An 18,167-nucleotide genomic window follows, 5' to 3' on the forward strand; every position below is an offset into this window, starting at 1 on the left:
CCTTCTATTATTTGGAGCCTTTAAGTTTTTCCAGTAAAATATCTATTTTGACGCCTGCAAATGACGAACAATAGTCGGACAATCCGTAAGGAATAATCAGCTCTCCATTATGGATGATAGAACCGCACGAATAAAGTACATTGGGTACATAGCCTTCGCGCTCATCATTATTCGGAATTACCAATGGTTCCTTTAACCTGCCAATTTCTATAGATGGATCATCTAAATTGAAAAGACTTGCCCCTAAGCAATACCTGCGCATTGGGCCAACACCATGTGTAATAACCAACCAGCCTGCTTCAGTTTCAATTGGGGAGCCGCAATTCCCTATCTGTATAAATTCCCAGGAGAATTTAGGTTCCTGAAGTTTAACGGGATTATCCCAAACGGTAAGCCTATCGGAGTACATCAAATAATTATTAAAACCATCAATACGCGACATCATTGCATACTTACCATTGATCTTTCTTGGAAACAACGCAAGATTTTTATTCTGTGCTCCTATCCCATGGAGCGGGCTGATTTTAAAATCGTAAAAATCTGTAGTCTGCAGCAGCTTAGGCATAATCATAGCTCCATCAAACGCCGTGTAGGTGGCATAGTAAATTACAGCGCCGTCTTCCTTAACAAAGCGAACAAACCTTGCATCTTCTATGCCTTTACGTTCGAACTCAGAAATGGGAAAAATTACACGATCTGAAATATCAGTATCTCTTGAAAAACTAATCTCATGATAAGTATCAGATAACCAGAGTACCTTATCATATTCCAGTTTTTTTAAATCCGTTTCCTGCAGACTTTTAGAATCCAGAATAATTCTTCGCAGCGTAGCATAATCAAACTTATCTTCTAGTTTTAAACCTACCTCATCCAACACTTCAAGATCTATCTTGGAATCTGCCGCTTTTTTAAGGAAAAGCTTTTTATTATAAATGGCATTTTTTACTACTTCCGCCTCATCAATATAATTCCCCGCAGGGATTACTGTAATGTCGTGATTGCGATCGATCAGTGCTCTTCTAAATACCACCGAGGAAATATGCCCCTCGCCTACAGCCCTAAAACTAATAATCACTCTTCTTTCACCTTCTACCAAATCAGACTGGTCAGGATCTTCAACAACCGATGGATTAAAAAAAGCTGCAGATTCTATAGAATATTCATGAGTAAAATAGGAACCAATAAGCAGCTTGTGGTATTTATCAAGTTCTTCGTAATCGAATCCAGCACTCTCGATGCATTCTTTTACCTTTTTACAATGTCTATTCAGGATTTTGGTAATGCTTCTATGTCTTTTGGAATACTCTTGAAGTAAGGGTGATATAATATCAAAAACTTCAGTTTCTGTCAGCTCCATTACCTTTTTGATAACTTCTATTGCCCGTTCATCACCATTAAAAAAGAATCGTGCAATTACGCGCTTTGGATCGGGATAAACCTTTACGGGCTTTCGTTCTATTAATAATCTCATAGTGTTATAACACTTTAGTAGGTACAATGATTTTATGAATATAATTTTTTTTAACGAAAGCGCCGTTATGGTTTGGCACATTTAAAATAAACTGATGTAAATTCTGCCAGAATGCCCTTACAACTACTGACAATTATACAATAATAGTCAAATTGACTATACATACCCATGTTAATTAAATGACAATTAATTGTTAATTGTCAGCCTAAAATAATATTGAAGTCCCGCATTAATTTTATTTCACTATCAATTAGCGAGTTACAAAAAATTACGATTCCAGCGAAATAAAGCAGATTATGTTTTGGCACAGCTGTTGACTATAGAACGTAAATGGTCAGAATATAAAAACTAACGGACGACCAGATTATAAATTAAAAAATAAGAAAATGAAAAAATTATTATTATCATTAGTTGCAGTTTCTGCATTAGCATTTACTACTCAAGCACAAACTGAAAAAGGAAAAATTATTGTTGGTGGTAACGTAGCATTTGACACAAACAAATCTGATGCAGATGGTGCTAAATCAAATACAAGTTTTGCAATTGTACCTAGCGTAGGATACTTTGTAAGCGATAACATCGCAGTGGGTACAGGCGTAGGTTATAGCTATGACAAACAAGTTGGTAAGCTAGAAAACCAAGCCTTTGTAGTAAGTCCTTTTGGCCGTTACTATGCTAACTTATCTGAATCATTCAAATTCTTCGGTCAGTTATCTGTACCAATGGAGTTCGGAACTGCTAAAGCTGTAGATGCTGCTGGTAAAGTAGGCGATAAAGTTGGCTCTAGTACTGAAATTGGTGTAGCATTGTCTCCGGGTTTTGCTTTCTTCCCAACTAAAAAAATCGGTATCGAGTTTGCAGTAAACGGATTAAGCTATAACAACTACCGTTTAGAAAACGGTGATGGCGATAAAATAAAAGGTGCTGGTTCCGATTCATTTAGCTTTGGAGCTAACTTTTTCCAACCTAAATTGGGTATCCAATTCCACTTTTAATAAACTTTACATTTGGTTAGATAAAGAGCCCTTCGCTTTAGCGAGGGCTTTTTTTATGACCATCTTTTTTATTAAAAACTCATAATGGTTTACTATTTTTGGAAAACTAGCTTAACAAAATGAAAAAAACTATATTATTTGCAATCGGGTTCGGATTTATTTTATCTGCACAAGCACAGAATAGCACTTTAAAAACTTTAAAAGAAAACGCTGCTACTTCGGTTAAAAATCAAGGTCAGTCTGGCACTTGCTGGAACTATTCTACAACATCCCTGATTGAATCAGAAGGACTGCGCAAAGGTTTAGGAGAACTGAACCTATCGGAAATGTTTACTGCACGCAACGTTTACATAGAAAAAGCTAAGAATTACATTCTTCGTCAGGGAAAAACTCAGTTTGGTGAAGGTGGTCTTGGTCATGATTTAGTACGCTCTATATCTCTTTATGGTGCAATGCCTCAGGAAGCTTTTCAGGGTGTTAGCGGTGAAACACCTGATCACACCGGCTTGGAAACGGCATTAAAAACATATCTTGATGGCGTACTTAAAAAACGCCCGCTAGATAATGAATGGCTAAAAGGCTACGAACAAATTCTTGATCAGAAAGTTGGAATTCCACCAGCTAATTTTGACTATAAAGGCAAAAGCTACACTGCACAAACCTTTGCTAAAGAGGTATTAAAATTTGATGCTAACGATTATGTAAACATCACTTCTTTTACTCACCACCCTTACTATAGCCAGTTTGTTCTGGAAGCACCGGACAATTTCGCAAACGGATCGTTTTACAACCTTCCACTGGCAGAAATGGTAAACATGACAACCACTGCAGTAAAAAATGGATACACCATTATGTGGGACGCCGATGTGAGCAGCAGAAACTTTCAGCAGAAAAAAGGGTATGCTATGTTATTCGCTGATACAGCGGATGCGAAACAAACTGAATTAAACCCTGATGTAAAAGAGATGGCATATACACCGGAGCTACGTCAGCAATTGTACGAGAACTTAACCACTCAGGATGACCACCTGATGCATTTAATTGGTCTTGCGCAATCAGCAAATGGGAAACTATTCTTTAAGGTTAAAAACTCATGGGGAGATGTTGGACCTTTTAAAGGTTACATAGAAGTATCTGAACCTTATTTTGCAATTAACACAGTAAGTCTTGTAGTACCCAAAGCAGCACTTACAAAGGAACTAAAAAGCAAGTTAGGCATAAAATAATGCCAATTCATAAAACAAAAAAGGGAGCAATTAGCTCAGTCATGGTCGGAAGATTTTTCTTCCGACTTTTTTGTGTCAAGTGGTTTGATTTTATTTTAATAAACAATTGATTATCAGATATCTATATTGATTTTCTTGCTTTTTATTTGTATCTTAACAGCTGACAATCAATAAGATCTGGCCATTTTTAAAGACCATAACACTAGCATAAAACAGCTGTCAGGATACATCCCCGAACCGCTAATAGCAAATTTGTCTCTGACAACCAAGATCGATCACTACGCGAAAGTGCTGCACGGAAATAAGTTGTTTTATTACTGCTTTACGGCATTTTGGATAACGAAAAGCTGAGTCAGCGAACACTAGAGGATACCTTTAATGATTATTCTGTATTTAAAATGCTTTTCAAGCTTGATGAGGATGAAAGGATACGTAGAAGTTTCATTTCAGAGCGGCTTTCCAAAATAGACCCCGATTATTTCAAGCAGATCTATGAATGCATTTATGATCAGTTTTCCGAATTGTACTCCCTAACCGAAAGAGAGAAATATAGCCTTATTCGGGTTGATAGCACTTTAACAAAAAAAATGGCCAGAATTTCTTCCGACCATAACTGAGCTAATTGCTCCCTTTTTATTTTATTTCTTCAGCTCGACCTCCCTATCCATCTCCAGTACATTTACATGATCAGATTGAGAAAAGTCGCCAATCAAATACTTATTAAAGTGATCGGCCAGCTTCCAGAAAGCATACTCGGTTAAATCACCAAACGCATGGCGTTGCCCCGGTATGATGACAAATTCAAATCTTTTGCCGGCTTTCATTAAGGCATTAGCTACTCTAATGGTATTTGCCGGATGCACATTATTATCAACATCGCCTGTCATCAACATTAAATGACCTTTCAGATTTTTAGCAAGATCAGGATTTTTATCAATGCTATATTTAAATGTAGTATCGCCTTTGGCCGAAACAATTTCTTTTACGCCATGATGCTTTTCACTCCACCACCTATTATAAATGCTGTTGTCGTGGTTTCCTGCATTTGATACCGCAGCTTTAAAGAAGTCAGGATAAACAAGCATAGCAGCTGTAGACATAAAACCACCACCCGAGTGACCGGTAATACCAACCTTGCTGGCATCGATAAATGAATACCTGTCTGCCAGTTGCTCTACAGCAGCCTTTTTGTCAGCCAAGCCATAGTCACGTAAGTTTCCATAACCGTAGGTATGGTACCATTTAGATCTTGCTGGGTTTCCTCCTCTATTGCCTACAGTAATTACCACATAACCAAACTGCGCTAAACGATCAGTTCTATCCATGCTTTTGCTAAACGATTTATTTACGGCTTCGGTTTGAGGGCCGGGGTATACATATTCTATAATTGGATATTTTTTAGTGGGATCAAAATTAAAAGGTTTATACATTACCCCATAAATATCAGTAACACCGTCATCAGCCTTTACTTTAAAGGGTTCCGGAAATTTATAACCGGTAGCCATCAATAAAGAAAGATCGGCTGTTTCAAGGTCCATCACCTTTTTACCTGTATTGTCCATTAGTACAGATTTAGGGACTGTGTTAACTCTAGAGAAGTTATTTACAAAAAACTTGTTCTCGTCGTTCATGTTTATGGCATGGTCAAAATCTCCCGGATTTAGCAGTTTCATTCCAGACCCATCAAAATTAATGCGATATAAATGCAGGTAATACGGATCTTCTTTAGCCTCATGGCCATTTGCTGTAAAATACAATACTCTGTTTTTTTCATCGATGTTCACGATGCTTTCGCAATGGAAGTCGCCTTTTGTAATTTGGTTCTTTAATTTGCCATTGCCATCAAAAAGATAAAAATGTGCCCATCCATCTCTTTCAGACCAATGGATAATTTCTTTTCCGTCGTTTACCAAACCCGGACGGTTAATTTCAACATAAGTATTAAAACGTTCATCAATTACCGGAGTTACCACATCGGTATTGATATCAACAGTACACACATCAACTCGTTTTAAATCTCTGCTGGTTCGTGAAAGATAAATTTTACTGTTATTACCCAGCCATATTGAAGGTCTGAATTCATTATCACGGTCTTTATTTAAAGAAGGCGCTGCCCAAACAGATACACTCTGATCTTTAAAAGCGGCAGTGTTTAGTTTCTTAAAAGTTTTGCTTCCAAAATTGAATAAAAGAAGTTCATCAATTGGGGCATCAGACTCACCTGGCATTTGATATTTATAGGTTTCTAATGTAGGCCTGCCGGCAGTAATATTGTTTACCACCCAGAGATCTTTTACCTTACGGGAATCTGTTCTGTCGATCACAAAATATTTTGCATTTGGCGACCATAGCACGTAAGCTCTACGTCTCTTCTTATTATTTTTCTCCTGTTCTTCGTTATTTTCGCCATCTCCATCACTACCATAAGAATAAAACTTAATCCCATCTTTTGTTAGCTGATGTTCTACAATGGTACTATCATCATCATTTTTTACTGCCTTTTTATAGTTTTCCTTATCCATCCAGTACAGGTTGTAATTTCTGCTAAAGATGATCGCCGAAGAATCTGGTGCTACTGAGCCCCACGAGGGTTTTGCTTTAGGCTTGGTATAATTTGGCACCTCGCTAAGCTTTGCATTTGCAATATCATAGTTAAAGTAGAACACCTTTTTCTGCATAGAATCTGCATCTTTCTTATCCTTTCGGTCTTTCTTCAATTCATCAATAGTACTTTTTATTTCAAAACTGATTTGCTTCTCATCACTTGAAAACTTAAAATTTTCTAAAGGCAGGTGCTGGGCATCAAAAGGATCACGAATGATGGTGGTAATTTCCGCAGCAAGCGTTGCATTGTCAAAAATCTTCTTTTTGCTTTTAGCTGCCGGATCAACAAGATACCAAAGCTTACCGTTTGGTGTTTCATACTCATACCAAAAACGATTGCTTAATTTTAACCAGTGCGGATCAACAGCTGTTGAGTAAATGATCTTTTTAAGTTTGTTGGGCGAAAACCGGGAGGCAAGCTGATAATTTGCCTTCGGTGCCTGGGTGGTGGCTTCTGTTATTGTAAAAGTTTTGGTTTGCGAAACCGCACTAAAACCTGCACTAATAAGCAATAAAAATACAATGTAAAGTTTCTTCATTTGAACTGTTAATTAAAACGGCTAAATTATTGATTAATACTAAAGAAGAATGAATCTTTATTTGTAATAAATATGATAGTTAATACAATAAAATAGCAGTTGATTTCATAGTTTTGCCACAAATAATCATAAATGAAACAGCATCTTCTACCTTTATTAGCTGCAGCGGCAATTTTTACTGCCAGTTGCCAGTCTAAATCACAAACTAACACCGATAACGCGGATGTTAAAGATACTTTAACGCAAACCTCATCAAAGGAAGAAGTACAGGCCGCTAAAATTGATGCAAGCAAAATTAAAGTTGCTGATGCTAAAACCATACTTGCCCGCAAACAGGTACCTATTTTATGCTACCACCAGGTTCGTAACTGGAAACCAACAGATGGCAAGGTAGGTAAAGACTACATTGTTGAAATACAAAACTTTAAAGATCAGGTTAAAATGCTTGCCGATAGTGGTTATCACTCTATATTACCTGATCAGTTATATGCCTATTTAAATACTGGCGCTCCATTACCGAGCAAACCGATCATGTTTACTTTTGATGATACAGACATGGATCAGTTTACAATTGCTGCCCCAACTCTAAAAAAATATGGTTTTAAAGCAGTCTATTTTATCATGACAGTATCTATTGGCCGTAAGGGCAAGTTTGTGGATTACATGACCAAAGAGCAGATAAAACAACTTTCTGATGATGGAAATATAATTGGAAGTCACACTTATGATCATAAGAATTTCAAGAAATACCAAGGAAAAGACTGGGAAGAACAACTGGATAAGCCTACTAAAAAACTGGAAGAGATTACCGGCAAAAAAATGACTGAATTTGCTTATCCTTTTGGTTTATGGAATGCTGAAGGTTTCCCTGAGCTAAAAAAACGTGGATTTAGGATGGCCTTTTCTCTTGCTGATAAACGCGATCAGAATTATCCGTTGTATACGGTAAGAAGGATTATTGCGAGTGGTTACTGGAGTCCTAAAACCCTACATAACAGCATAGTAAAAAGCTTCTAATGAAACTACTTTTAAGTCTGGGTGCCGGCTTAATGATATTAGCTTCAGCCTGCACAAATGCCGGCCAAAGTCGAACTAGTTCTGCTTCAGCTAATCCCGATAAAGACACTACCCAAACTAATAATACACCTAAAAAGGACGCTCCCCCGGCCGAGGTTTTAAGCCGAAAGGAAGTTCCTGTTCTTTGTTATCATCAAATTAGAGATTGGAAAACAAGTGATTCGAAACGGGCACATGATGACATTATTCCTCCTACAAATTTCAAACAGCATATTAAAATGCTTGCTGATAGCGGGTATCATACCATTTTGCCCGACCAGCTTTATGATTATCTGAATTATGGGGTTAAACTTCCTGAAAAACCAATCATCATTAGCTTTGATGATACGGATTTAGATCAGTTTACTGTTGCTGCACCCGAGTTAAAAAAATATGATTTTAAGGGTGTATTTTTTATCATGACAGTATCTATAGGAAGGCCAAGATACATGAGCAAATCGCAAATAAAGACCCTTGCAGATGAGGGCCATGCGATTGCAAGCCATACCTGGAATCACAAAAACTTCACTGAGTTTACTGATGAAGATTGGGAAGTACAAATAGATAAGCCGACCAAAACACTGGAAACAATTACAGGCAAAAAGGTTGAATATTTTGCCTATCCATATGGGGTATGGAAACCAGAAACCTTACATAAATTAAAAGAGCACGGGTTTAAAGCGGCATTCATCTTATCAACAAAGAGAGATGAGACTAATCCGCTTTTTACCATCCGACGCATTATTGATCCGGGAACTTATACTGCTAAGAACCTTTATCATAGTATAAATAAGAGTTTTAAATAGTTTAGGCAACGGCCTCAACAACAAATTTCTTATCGTTAAAGCTAAACGCATCCCCTTTCTTCTTATCCAAAAGCAATTTGCCTATGGGAGACGAAGGGGAAATAGCAAAAATAGCCTTACCATTAAGAGTTAGCTGACCTGCGCTAACACTAATGTAAAAGCTCCCGTTGTTGGTATACACCAAACTGCCATGTCTTACAATTTCGGACTCAGGATTTATCTCAATACTTTTTAGCAATCTTAAATTTTCCTGAGCATCTATAAGAAGGCGCTTGTTTCTGTCAATATCCTGCTGCATCATTTCTCTGCTGGTTTCATACTTATCACCCGCGCTGCTTTTAGTATCATCGTTACTCGCTTCGCGTGCCTGTTGCAATGCAACTTCAGCGGTCTGAATTCTTTGCTCTATAAAGTTTAAACAAAGTCGATATAGTGTTTCTTTAATATCCTGCATAAATTATGATTCTATCCATTTAATCTTTTCTTCAATAGGAGTACGCATTGCGTCTCGGGATTCTTCGTTATGGTATCCCATATAAAAAAGCCCAAAACATTTTTCCTGTTCCCCTAAGTTAAGATAATCCTTCAGATCTGCAATCATTCCTGGTGAACTCCAGTAAGCGCCCACATTTAAGGCCTCGGCAGTAAGTGCCATATTCTGAACTGCACAGGCCAGGGCTGCAAGTTCCTCCCATTCGGGCACTTTATCTGAATGCAATTCGGCATTTAATGTAATTATGCAACTGGCTTGTTCTGTCTTTTCAAGAATGCTATCGTACTTTTTTTGTAAAAACTGATGACCTGGTGTAGTTTCCTTATACAGGCGGGCGAGCTCTTTACCAAGCTTAATTTTCCCCTCGTTTCTGAAAACGATGAAGCGCCAGGGTTGTGTTAATTTATGAGTAGGTGCATAATTTGCACTTTCCAAAATTTGCTGTATTACCGCAATAGGTATCTCCTGAGTAGTATAACTCACCGGGAAAATACTCCGTCTGCGCTTAATAATCCTGCTTAAAATTTCTATTTCTTGTTCCATTCCAATATCTCTTCCAAATGCTATGCTAACTTTTTAATTATAGCACGTAAATGGCAAAAATAGAACTTATACCCAATGGAAATGTTTGTGCCGTGTAATAGTTTTAGCATTAAACTTTCTTCTGAACCTTCTTTAATTGCTTTCTAATTTGCTTGGCTCTGCCAAAAAAAGCAACACTTTCAATATCAACCAGGTGATCTATAGTATCAAGCAACTCGTCTTTAATCCAATCGTACCGGGGTGCCAGGTTTGCCAGGGTTTGCATACAGTGTACTTTGGTAGCCACAAGCACTTCTGTATCTACAAGCCAGGTAAACAAAACATCAATCACAAGTTCAAAATCAGTTGTCGCAGCTTTATCTTTATATATATGGGGGGCCTTTCTATCAGTTAGCAAAGCAATAATTTTAGCGTAATGCCTCATCGCCGAAGGATTCTTTTGTTTGGCCAATAATGATATAAGCTCTGGTATATAAGCAACAAACAGATCAGGCTTATGTGTCATCAAATACTCTAACATCCAGGCAGCCCTAAAAGCAACTTCTTTTTTCTTATGAAAACTAATACCCAGCAGGTCACTTATTTTTAGATCATTACTTTCAATAATACCGGTTAAATTGGTCACCATCTGAAACTCCATTGATGTACTAAGCCTTACTATTAACTCTTCCTTATCCACATTAATTATTTTAAATCAGCATCTGATTTTCTAATTTAGAAATTTTGAACTTTAAACTTATATAAAACCACCAGGCATCCGGCAGATCGCTAAAAATCTTAATGATTTTATAAATAATGCCTACCTTTGCAACTTATTTTTCAGCAATATGATTTCAGTTTCAAATTTATCACTCCGTTACGGAAAACGCACTTTATTCGAAGATGTTAACCTAAAATTCAATCATGGCAACTGCTATGGTGTAATTGGCGCCAACGGGGCTGGTAAATCAACATTTCTTAAAATTCTTTCTGGCGAAGTAAACCAAACTACTGGTAGTGTAGCTTTTACTCCCGGAGAACGAATGGCCGTTTTAAAACAAAACCACTATGAGTTTGATGATTTTAGTGTTATTGAAACTGTAATGATGGGTCACAAGGAATTGTACGAAATCATGAAGGAAAAAGATGCGATCTATTTAAAAGAGGACTTCTCTGATAAAGATGGTGAGCGCGCAGGTGAACTGGAAAATAGATTTGCCGAGATGGATGGATGGAATATGGAAAGTAATGCCGCTACCATGCTTAGTAACTTGGGTATTAAAGAAGAACACCATTATAAACAATTAAAAGAACTTGATGGTAACCAAAAAGTACGTGTGTTACTGGCACAGGCTTTATTTGGAAATCCTGACATCTTATTACTTGATGAGCCTACCAACGATTTGGATATCGACACCATTGCATGGTTGGAAAACTTCCTAGCTGATTACCAAAGCATTGTGTTAGTTGTGTCCCACGACAGGCACTTTTTAGATGCAGTTTGTACGCACATTGTCGATATCGATTTCAGCAAAATGAGCATTTACTCTGGTAACTATACTTTCTGGTACGAATCAAGTCAGCTTGCTTTAAAACAACGCAGTGATCAGAATAAAAAATTAGAGGAGAAGGTTAAAGAGCTTCAGGAATTTATTCAGCGCTTTAGTGCCAATGCTTCTAAATCAAAACAAGCAACTTCACGTAAAAAAGCTTTAGATAAAATTGATATCTCTGAAATTAAAGCTTCAAGTAGAAAATATCCTGCCATTCTATTTAACAATCTTGGCAGAGAAGCTGGAGATCAGATTTTACAGGTAGAAAATCTTTCTTGCACTTTAAACGGTGATGTGATGTTTAAAAACATCAACTTCATGGTTAATAAAGGTGATAAGATCGCCGTTCTTTCTCAAAACAGTCTTGCTACCACTGCGTTTTACAATGTGTTAACCGGACGTGAGAAAAACTACACAGGTGAGTTTAAATTTGGAGTAACCATTAACGTTGCCGATATCCCTAATGACAACACGCCATATTTTGCGGGTAAGGATGAGAATTTGGTTGACTGGCTTCGTGAATATTCAGGAACGGATCAGGATGAGCAGTTTGTAAGAAGTTTCCTTGGCAGAATGCTTTTCTCTGGTGAAGAAGTGCTTAAGAATGTAAAGGTGTTATCAGGTGGTGAGAAAATGCGTTGTATGTTCTCACAAATGATGTTAAGACATGCGAATCTATTGTTATTTGATGAGCCCACCAATCACCTTGACCTTGAATCTATTACTGCATTAAACAATGGTTTAAAAGATTTTAAAGGAACAGCATTGTTTACCTCGCGAGATCATGCATTAACAGAATCAGTAGCAACACGAATCATTGAATTAACCCCTAACGGAACAATTGATAAGATGATGACCTACGATGAATATATTTCAAGTGAAGATGTAGCAGCTTTGCGTGCTTCATTATATAAAATTAAATAGAGAAATTCTATTTAATTTCGAACAAGAAAGGCCATTTTGTAATACAAAATGGCCTTTCTTGTTTTATGGCAATTGGCAATATTTATCGCAGGTTACCCGAGCCCCAGCAAATTAAAATGATTATCTTCGCGTTTTGTCAACTATGAATATGAAACTGGAAGAACAGCTGCTTGAAAGAAGTGAGAATAAGTGTGAATTATGTGGATCTGAGGACAATCTTAGCATTTATGAGGTCCCTCCTCAAACTCAAAATACAGCCGAAGAATGTGTTGTGACATGTGGAAAGTGCTTAGCGCAGATTGAAAAAAAAGAGCTATTAGACAGCAAACACTGGCAGTATCTTAGTGGAAGTATGTGGAGTGAAGTTCCCGGAGTACAGGTAGTGAGCTGGCGCATGTTAAACCGATTAAGGCAGGAAAGCTGGGCAATTGACAATCTGGATATGATGTATCTTGATGATGAAACTTTGGCCTGGGCCAAAGCTACCGGTGATCATGAAAATGATTCGGCAGTTGAATTCCATAAAGATTCTAATAATAATGTATTGGAAAACGGGGATACAGTGGTGATTATAAAAACACTTGATGTTAAAGGATCCAGTATAAGCGCAAAACTTGGAACAGTGGTAAAAAACATTAAATTAGTTGATGACAATAAGGAACAGATAGAAGGCCGTGTTGAAGGTCAGCTGATTGTTATTCTTACCAAATATGTACGGAAGCAAAGCTAATTTGCTATCATAAAATAAAGCCATCAAAATTGATCTAATTATGAAATCAATTGAAATTATTTCCATTCCCGTCACCGACCAGTTGCAGTCAAAAGAATTTTATCTGCAATTGGGATTTGAAGTGATTGTAGAGGCCCCTTTTGAAGGTAATAAAAAATGGATTCAGATGGGATTTCCCGGCAGCCCTGTTTCCATTACTCTGGTTACCTGGTTTGACAATATGCCTGCTGGTTGCATTAATGGTCTTGTGATAAAAACTGATGATCTTGATAAAGACAAAGCAGAACTAACGGCAAAAGGAATCACAGTTGGAGACATTGACCAAACCCCATGGGGTCGTTTTGCCGCCGTAAAAGATCCTGATGGTAATAGGTTAAGTCTGCACCAGGGAAGATAATATGATCAGTATTCAGTATTTTAAAGATTCTTTAGCCAGCGGAAAGATACCTTCAAACTTACCTGCACATTTGCAGGCGCTTTGGTATGAGGGAAAAGGAGACTGGAAAACAGCACACGATCTGGTAGATCACCTAAGCAATAAACAATCTGCTCACGTACACGCCTATCTGCACAGAAAAGAGGGAGATGTATGGAATGCTGATTACTGGTACAACCGGGCAGGGCAATCGAGACCGAATGTTACTCTGGAAAAAGAATGGGAAAATCTCGTTTCATTGTATTTGTCATTATTACCAAATTCTACTGGTAATTAAAATGAATATGTATATTTAAATTCCTTAAATTATCATTATTAACTCCTATGAAACACGCTTACGCCCTGCTTTTGCTATTTGTTGGCTTTTTGCCTAAAACGTTTGCTCAAACCCAACCCAAAGGAGGTTCCGTTGCCGATGTTGCTTTTATTCAAGGTCATTGGAAAGCAACTACTTCTCAAGGGCAATCAATTGAAGGAGTTTGGTTACAACCAGAAGGTGAAAACATACTAGGTTTTATGCGTATGATGAAAGCCGGTAAAGCTGATCTTTACGAAATATTAGCTTATGAGCAAACCGAACAGGGATTGGTCTCTATGGTAAAACATTTTAAACCAGGTCTTCTGGGCCTTGAAGAGAAAGACAAACACGATCGTTACAATTTTGTAGAGGCAAGTAAAGACCGTGCTATCTTTGAAAAAGAGGGCGAAAGCTTACGTATTCTATATGAAAAACGTTCTGCTAATCAATTTGTAATTGCCAGAGGCAACCTGCAAGATGGCAAATGGGCATTCAAAGACCTGTTTGTATTTAACCGTGCCAAACCCTAAAGTGCGATCCTTTCATTTACTCCTATTTCATTAATGAAATACTTGTCATGTGAAATCACCAGTAAAGTTCCTTTGTAATCTTTTACTGCTGAGGTTATAACCTCCAGACTTTGAACGTCGAGATTATTGGTAGGCTCATCTAAAATAATGAGTTCAGGAGAACTATTGCTGACCATTAGGCAACAAAAAATTAATTTAATCACCTCCCCTCCGCTAAGTTGTTTGGATGCCTTATCCCACATATCAATTTTGAACAGGAATTGATGTAGCAATGTTTTAAGTCGGTGTTCTGGCAAGTGATGTGAATTAAATTCTTGCACTTGTTCAAACACTGTTAGTCTATTATCTAGCAGCGAATACTCCTGATCGATATAAAGGTGTTTAAAATTAGCCATGGTCAATGCGCCCGCTGATGGTTTTATCTCCCCCATTATCAATTTCAAAAGTGTAGTTTTCCCTGAGCCATTTCTGCCCGAAATGGCAATCCTTTCGCCACTTCTAATCTGAAAGTTCAATGGATTTTCCCATAAATACTGTGAACTGTAACCAAAATTCACATCCTTTGCCGTTACCAATATTTTCCCTGTATGCAGATTTGAATTTTCAAAAATCATTTTCAATTCCTTTACCTCAGGCAATTGTTGCTTAAGCTGCTGAAGGTTTTGAAAAATCCCGTTTACCTTATCAAAATGTACTTCCTGCAATTTGGATGTACTTTGCTCTGATCTGTTTTTAATCGTATTCATAAAAATCCGGGGAACACCCTTCTTTATCTGTTTCTGATTCCCTCTTGAATTCTCCTTTTGTTTGCGTTCAGCTGCTTCTCTGGCCACTTGCTTAGCTTGCCGTAAGGCTTTCTCTTTGTGATCTGCCTGAGCTCCTAATGCCATTAATTTCTCTTCTTTTTGCATTCTATAGAACTCATAATTACCTCCATAAGTTGCTATCCCATTTTGATCCAGTTCAAAAGTAATATCAAGAAGGTTAAGTAAAGTTCTATCATGACTCACAACTATAGTCGTTGCTTTACTTGTCTGTATCAGATTATATAATTGTGCCCGGCTCTCTACATCAAGATGATTTGATGGTTCATCAAAAAGTATAACCGATGGTGAATGAATTGCAATACCTGATAAAAACACCTTGGTTTTCTCTCCTCCACTAATTGTTCTCATCGGCTGAGCTAATTCAATGTGTTGTATATTCCACAACCTAAGCGCTGCCAGAGCCCTCTCTTCAACATTCCAGTCGTCATCTAATTGGGCGAAGTTGGTTAAAGAAGCATCGCCATTAAGTATTGCGTACAATGCTCCCATTTTACAGTCAATACCCAAGGCCTGGCCAATGGTTAAATCGTCGTACTGGCCAAAATGTTGAGGGACATAAAAAGGTTTGCTTGTTGATGCAACATCCCCTGAGGCGGGCTCAACTCGACCTGCAAGAATCTGCAGTAAAGTAGATTTTCCAGAACCATTGGCACCTATTAAGGCGATCTTTTGCCCTTTAGAAACAGAGAAATTTATATCGCGGAACAGGCATTCCTTGTTGGAATGCACATATGAAATTTGTTTAACTACAACACCCATAAAGCATCATTGGTAAAAAGTAAAAAAATAAGATTTAAATTATGCGCAAGCACGAGACGCTAGACAAGTACAGCGGTACTGTTTAGCATTTGAGCAAAAAAGGAAAAGCTACTGCTCTGTTTATAAGATCTTACATTCTTCTTAGTGAATTACACCAACATAGATAAAATAGCATTTGCCATTATCTTACATAAATGTTCTCAATGGAGTAATTAGTCGTTTATACGACAAAGATAAATATTTTTTCAAGAAACGAATATCTTCTGAACTATCGAATAACCAAATTCTTATGAACCTGATGAAGAATCTGTTCATAATAGTCTGCCAGTTTTGAAAAATCTTTTAGTGGATCTGGGGGATACATCAATGCATTAAAGAATGTTTCGATATCTCTTTCAGTAGTCAGAATCACTTCGTCTTTTATCATTTCAACTGTCTCACTTAGAGCGGTTACATCCTGCTTTTTCATAAAAAACTTTTGATATACTAATATACTAAATAAACAGATTATTTGCTAAAATTTTAGCTACTTATAATTACGCCTGGCCCATTTAATACATGGTTCAATCCATTCTGGCATAGGCTTAAATAAAAAACCATGTTTTAGACCCGTGTTTAGCTCTATTTCTTTATAATTTGAAACCTTTAAATTAGATGTTTCTTTCCTTTTAATCGCAGAAACGCCATATTCATCTGATCGCTCGTATATGGTTAAAATATTTCCGCAGAAATTAATTCCGGGGAAAGAGGTTAGATCCTTATCTCTGTAACAACCAATAAATACAAAATTAAGATTTGGATTTTTTAAGGTACTGGATACATATTGCGCAATATATCCCCCTTTTGAAGTACCAATAACTGTAATGTGATCTGATTTAATGCCTAATTTCAATAAACTATCTATTTGCAGGACAACTTTTTTTGTATAGGCCCCTACATCTGTATTGGAAGCCCTTCTTTCACTTATCACTTGAAATCCTGCTTGTTTAAATTTATTTAAAACCTCCACATATTCCGTTTTTCCATATTCAGGATGCGCTTCTGAAAGCGGATGGTCTTCAGCAAACTTATTGTGAAGAAAAAAAATATATTCCTGTGCAGTGCAAAATAAGGAGCAAGCTGATAAGAGCAACAGAAGGACAGATTTTTTGAAATTCATTCTTTGCAGTTTATACCTATAACAATTCATCAATCTGCTTAGCCAAGTTCCTATCTTTTTCAGTAATAGTATCACCGGCATCATGAGTACTTAGCCAAAATTCCAGTTTATTCCATTCATTACACCATTTGGGATGATGATTATTCTTCTCTGCTAAAAATGCTACCTTAACCATAAAAGCGAAAGCTTCTCTAAAATCTTTGAATATTAATATTTTGTGCAGTTTATTTTCAACAATATCCCACTCCTTTTGAACTACATTTTCCATATATCATTAACAAGCAATAAGCGCTTATGTTTAGATTCTACTTATAATTTATTCGATTCCTTTCAGTGTCCTTTAAATAAGCAACAACCCCTGCAGGAAGCTCTTCACTCTCTATTGGGAAACTAATAGAATCCGCAACGTAGTTTTTTGTACTAGATGCTTTTTGAAAAATTTCAAATAAGGCAATTGGTTCCTGATTGAAACTAATGCAGGTACTAATAAAATGCATTTCCTCTATCCTATGGTCTGACTGCTTTAATTTCTCATTAATATCTTTTAAACGTGAAATAAAGTGCCGCTGTCTGATAAAAGTATTGCTGTTCATAATAATGAAAATGTAATCTGCATAAGAAGTTACTTTTCCGTAATACTTATGATTATCTCCCCCACTTCTCTCTATCAGGTATTCGCCCGAAGATTCAGATTTATAGATTTCAACAGACGAACGCCAGATTCTTTCTTCATTAATTTCTTCTGGGTTATCAGGCAAATTACGGTTAAAAGAATACCATAGCCCTACCAATTCGTCCAATAACTTATAGTTAACCGTAACCCTAGGGATATCAATTTTTAAATCATTAAAACTAAATGCCTCGCTGTGCGAATTAATAAAATCGATGTAGTTATCATAGCCCAACACCTGCACTATCCGACTTAGTTTGCTAAGGTTCGGTTTACTGGATCCTGTGAGGTCTTTCCGATTTTCGTATGCCTTTAGTTTATTAATAATAAGATGTTCATACAAATAATTTGCTCCAAATAAATCGGTTTCTTTTTTTACTTTTTGCTTTCTGTTACGATCCAGCAATAACCCGTTTAATTCTTCTACAATATAAGTCCATTCAGACTTAGAGACATCTTTCCATGTCTTTTTCTTTAGAAAATTACTGGCTAAAAAATTCATTAGCTTCTCAAGATGCAGCAGGTCTTCCTTATTCATAATACGAATATAAGATAAAAATAACACCATA

At 37.0% G+C, this 18,167-nt stretch carries 20 protein-coding genes; 10 read left to right on the top strand and 10 right to left on the bottom strand.

What is annotated here, in order from left to right; genetic code table 11:
* Positions 1 to 7: 7 nt before the first annotated feature.
* Complete coding sequence (locus AC6CH7_RS06945; protein WP_498261986.1) at positions 8 to 1,471, bottom strand: glycoside hydrolase family 130 protein; 1,464 nt, start codon at positions 1,469 to 1,471, stop codon at positions 8 to 10.
* A gap of 386 nt (positions 1,472 to 1,857) precedes the next feature.
* Here AC6CH7_RS06945 and AC6CH7_RS06950 point away from each other — a divergent pair, with 386 nt between their 5' ends.
* The 3 genes from AC6CH7_RS06950 (at position 1,858) to AC6CH7_RS06960 (ending at position 4,309) form a co-directional block, all read left to right on the top strand.
* Positions 1,858 to 2,466, top strand: coding sequence for an outer membrane beta-barrel protein (locus AC6CH7_RS06950; RefSeq protein ID WP_498261987.1), 609 nt, complete (start codon positions 1,858 to 1,860; stop codon positions 2,464 to 2,466).
* A 119-nt stretch (positions 2,467 to 2,585) separates the two neighbouring features.
* Positions 2,586 to 3,692, top strand: a complete 1,107-nt coding sequence (locus AC6CH7_RS06955) for a C1 family peptidase (RefSeq protein ID WP_498261988.1) — start codon at positions 2,586 to 2,588, stop codon at positions 3,690 to 3,692.
* A gap of 332 nt (positions 3,693 to 4,024) precedes the next feature.
* Complete coding sequence (locus AC6CH7_RS06960; RefSeq protein ID WP_498261989.1) at positions 4,025 to 4,309, top strand: hypothetical protein; 285 nt, start codon at positions 4,025 to 4,027, stop codon at positions 4,307 to 4,309.
* 21 nt (positions 4,310 to 4,330) lie between these two features.
* Here the strand turns inward: AC6CH7_RS06960 and AC6CH7_RS06965 are convergent, their stop codons facing one another.
* The gene (locus tag AC6CH7_RS06965; protein ID WP_498261990.1) at positions 4,331 to 6,835 is read right to left on the bottom strand and encodes a S9 family peptidase; all 2,505 of its coding nucleotides are present in this window, start codon (positions 6,833 to 6,835) and stop codon (positions 4,331 to 4,333) included.
* Positions 6,836 to 6,967: 132 nt separating this feature from the next.
* Between AC6CH7_RS06965 and AC6CH7_RS06970 the strand changes: the two genes are divergently transcribed.
* Together AC6CH7_RS06970 and AC6CH7_RS06975 are read left to right on the top strand one after the other, a co-directional pair.
* Positions 6,968 to 7,852: a polysaccharide deacetylase family protein gene (locus tag AC6CH7_RS06970; RefSeq protein ID WP_498261991.1), complete on the top strand. Its 885-nt coding sequence runs from the start codon at positions 6,968 to 6,970 to the stop codon at positions 7,850 to 7,852.
* Positions 7,852 to 8,697, top strand: coding sequence for a polysaccharide deacetylase family protein (locus AC6CH7_RS06975; protein WP_498261992.1), 846 nt, complete (start codon positions 7,852 to 7,854; stop codon positions 8,695 to 8,697). Before AC6CH7_RS06970 ends, AC6CH7_RS06975 begins: the two co-directional genes overlap by 1 nt.
* Before the next feature lies 1 nt (position 8,698).
* Here the strand turns inward: AC6CH7_RS06975 and AC6CH7_RS06980 are convergent, their stop codons facing one another.
* From AC6CH7_RS06980 to AC6CH7_RS06990, 3 genes are all read right to left on the bottom strand, one after another.
* The gene (locus AC6CH7_RS06980; RefSeq protein ID WP_498261993.1) at positions 8,699 to 9,151 is read right to left on the bottom strand and encodes a 3-oxoacyl-ACP synthase; all 453 of its coding nucleotides are present in this window, start codon (positions 9,149 to 9,151) and stop codon (positions 8,699 to 8,701) included.
* 3 nt (positions 9,152 to 9,154) lie between these two features.
* Complete coding sequence (locus tag AC6CH7_RS06985) at positions 9,155 to 9,733, bottom strand: nitroreductase family protein (RefSeq protein ID WP_498261994.1); 579 nt, start codon at positions 9,731 to 9,733, stop codon at positions 9,155 to 9,157.
* Between the two features lie 109 nt (positions 9,734 to 9,842).
* Positions 9,843 to 10,412 (bottom strand): HEAT-like fold family protein, encoded by a 570-nt coding sequence (locus tag AC6CH7_RS06990; protein ID WP_498261995.1) that lies wholly within the window; start codon positions 10,410 to 10,412, stop codon positions 9,843 to 9,845.
* Positions 10,413 to 10,560: 148 nt separating this feature from the next.
* Here AC6CH7_RS06990 and AC6CH7_RS06995 point away from each other — a divergent pair, with 148 nt between their 5' ends.
* From AC6CH7_RS06995 to AC6CH7_RS07015, 5 genes are all read left to right on the top strand, one after another.
* On the top strand, positions 10,561 to 12,189 hold the full coding sequence (locus tag AC6CH7_RS06995) for an ABC-F family ATP-binding cassette domain-containing protein (RefSeq protein ID WP_498261996.1): 1,629 nt from the start codon (positions 10,561 to 10,563) through the stop codon (positions 12,187 to 12,189).
* A 142-nt stretch (positions 12,190 to 12,331) separates the two neighbouring features.
* Entirely contained in the window at positions 12,332 to 12,919 is a 588-nt protein-coding gene (locus AC6CH7_RS07000; protein ID WP_498261997.1) for a PhnA domain-containing protein, read from the top strand.
* Positions 12,920 to 12,959: 40 nt separating this feature from the next.
* Complete coding sequence (locus tag AC6CH7_RS07005) at positions 12,960 to 13,316, top strand: VOC family protein (protein ID WP_498261998.1); 357 nt, start codon at positions 12,960 to 12,962, stop codon at positions 13,314 to 13,316.
* Position 13,317: 1 nt separating this feature from the next.
* Complete coding sequence (locus tag AC6CH7_RS07010) at positions 13,318 to 13,632, top strand: hypothetical protein (protein ID WP_498261999.1); 315 nt, start codon at positions 13,318 to 13,320, stop codon at positions 13,630 to 13,632.
* A gap of 47 nt (positions 13,633 to 13,679) precedes the next feature.
* Positions 13,680 to 14,183 carry a DUF6265 family protein gene (locus AC6CH7_RS07015; protein WP_498262000.1) on the top strand — a complete coding sequence of 168 codons (504 nt, stop codon included), beginning with the start codon at positions 13,680 to 13,682 and terminating at the stop codon, positions 14,181 to 14,183.
* Here the strand turns inward: AC6CH7_RS07015 and AC6CH7_RS07020 are convergent.
* The 5 genes from AC6CH7_RS07020 to AC6CH7_RS07040 all read right to left on the bottom strand — a co-directional run bounded on the left by AC6CH7_RS07020 (position 14,180) and on the right by AC6CH7_RS07040 (position 18,136).
* Positions 14,180 to 15,769 (bottom strand): ABC-F family ATP-binding cassette domain-containing protein, encoded by a 1,590-nt coding sequence (locus AC6CH7_RS07020; RefSeq protein ID WP_498262001.1) that lies wholly within the window; start codon positions 15,767 to 15,769, stop codon positions 14,180 to 14,182. The two genes, AC6CH7_RS07015 and AC6CH7_RS07020, sit on opposite strands and share 4 nt — an antisense overlap.
* Positions 15,770 to 16,037: 268 nt before the next feature.
* The gene (locus tag AC6CH7_RS07025) at positions 16,038 to 16,238 is read right to left on the bottom strand and encodes a hypothetical protein (RefSeq protein ID WP_498262002.1); all 201 of its coding nucleotides are present in this window, start codon (positions 16,236 to 16,238) and stop codon (positions 16,038 to 16,040) included.
* Positions 16,239 to 16,295: 57 nt separating this feature from the next.
* Positions 16,296 to 16,928 (bottom strand): hypothetical protein, encoded by a 633-nt coding sequence (locus AC6CH7_RS07030; protein WP_498262003.1) that lies wholly within the window; start codon positions 16,926 to 16,928, stop codon positions 16,296 to 16,298.
* A 16-nt stretch (positions 16,929 to 16,944) separates the two neighbouring features.
* A complete protein-coding gene (locus AC6CH7_RS07035) occupies positions 16,945 to 17,196 on the bottom strand; it encodes a 4a-hydroxytetrahydrobiopterin dehydratase (RefSeq protein ID WP_498262004.1) in 252 nt (83 codons plus the stop codon).
* A 37-nt stretch (positions 17,197 to 17,233) separates the two neighbouring features.
* Positions 17,234 to 18,136 (bottom strand): hypothetical protein, encoded by a 903-nt coding sequence (locus tag AC6CH7_RS07040; protein WP_498262005.1) that lies wholly within the window; start codon positions 18,134 to 18,136, stop codon positions 17,234 to 17,236.
* Positions 18,137 to 18,167 lie beyond the last annotated feature (31 nt).

The organism is Pedobacter sp. GQ55, from assembly GCF_059758925.1.

Bases quoted from the DNA above. Each gene is read 5' to 3' on its own strand.
- AC6CH7_RS06945 (WP_498261986.1), bottom strand. From the start codon at position 1,471: ATGAGATTATTAATAGAACGAAAGCCCGTAAAGGTTTATCCCGATCCA.
- AC6CH7_RS06950 (WP_498261987.1), top strand. From the start codon at position 1,858: ATGAAAAAATTATTATTATCATTAGTTGCAGTTTCTGCATTAGCATTT.
- AC6CH7_RS06955 (WP_498261988.1), top strand. From the start codon at position 2,586: ATGAAAAAAACTATATTATTTGCAATCGGGTTCGGATTTATTTTATCT.
- AC6CH7_RS06965 (WP_498261990.1), bottom strand. From the start codon at position 6,835: ATGAAGAAACTTTACATTGTATTTTTATTGCTTATTAGTGCAGGTTTT.
- AC6CH7_RS06970 (WP_498261991.1), top strand. From the start codon at position 6,968: ATGAAACAGCATCTTCTACCTTTATTAGCTGCAGCGGCAATTTTTACT.
- AC6CH7_RS06975 (WP_498261992.1), top strand. From the start codon at position 7,852: ATGAAACTACTTTTAAGTCTGGGTGCCGGCTTAATGATATTAGCTTCA.
- AC6CH7_RS06980 (WP_498261993.1), bottom strand. From the start codon at position 9,151: ATGCAGGATATTAAAGAAACACTATATCGACTTTGTTTAAACTTTATA.
- AC6CH7_RS06985 (WP_498261994.1), bottom strand. From the start codon at position 9,733: ATGGAACAAGAAATAGAAATTTTAAGCAGGATTATTAAGCGCAGACGG.
- AC6CH7_RS06995 (WP_498261996.1), top strand. From the start codon at position 10,561: ATGATTTCAGTTTCAAATTTATCACTCCGTTACGGAAAACGCACTTTA.
- AC6CH7_RS07000 (WP_498261997.1), top strand. From the start codon at position 12,332: ATGAATATGAAACTGGAAGAACAGCTGCTTGAAAGAAGTGAGAATAAG.
- AC6CH7_RS07005 (WP_498261998.1), top strand. From the start codon at position 12,960: ATGAAATCAATTGAAATTATTTCCATTCCCGTCACCGACCAGTTGCAG.
- AC6CH7_RS07010 (WP_498261999.1), top strand. From the start codon at position 13,318: ATGATCAGTATTCAGTATTTTAAAGATTCTTTAGCCAGCGGAAAGATA.
- AC6CH7_RS07015 (WP_498262000.1), top strand. From the start codon at position 13,680: ATGAAACACGCTTACGCCCTGCTTTTGCTATTTGTTGGCTTTTTGCCT.
- AC6CH7_RS07020 (WP_498262001.1), bottom strand. From the start codon at position 15,769: ATGGGTGTTGTAGTTAAACAAATTTCATATGTGCATTCCAACAAGGAA.
- AC6CH7_RS07025 (WP_498262002.1), bottom strand. From the start codon at position 16,238: ATGAAAAAGCAGGATGTAACCGCTCTAAGTGAGACAGTTGAAATGATA.
- AC6CH7_RS07030 (WP_498262003.1), bottom strand. From the start codon at position 16,928: ATGAATTTCAAAAAATCTGTCCTTCTGTTGCTCTTATCAGCTTGCTCC.
- AC6CH7_RS07035 (WP_498262004.1), bottom strand. From the start codon at position 17,196: ATGGAAAATGTAGTTCAAAAGGAGTGGGATATTGTTGAAAATAAACTG.
- AC6CH7_RS07040 (WP_498262005.1), bottom strand. From the start codon at position 18,136: ATGAATAAGGAAGACCTGCTGCATCTTGAGAAGCTAATGAATTTTTTA.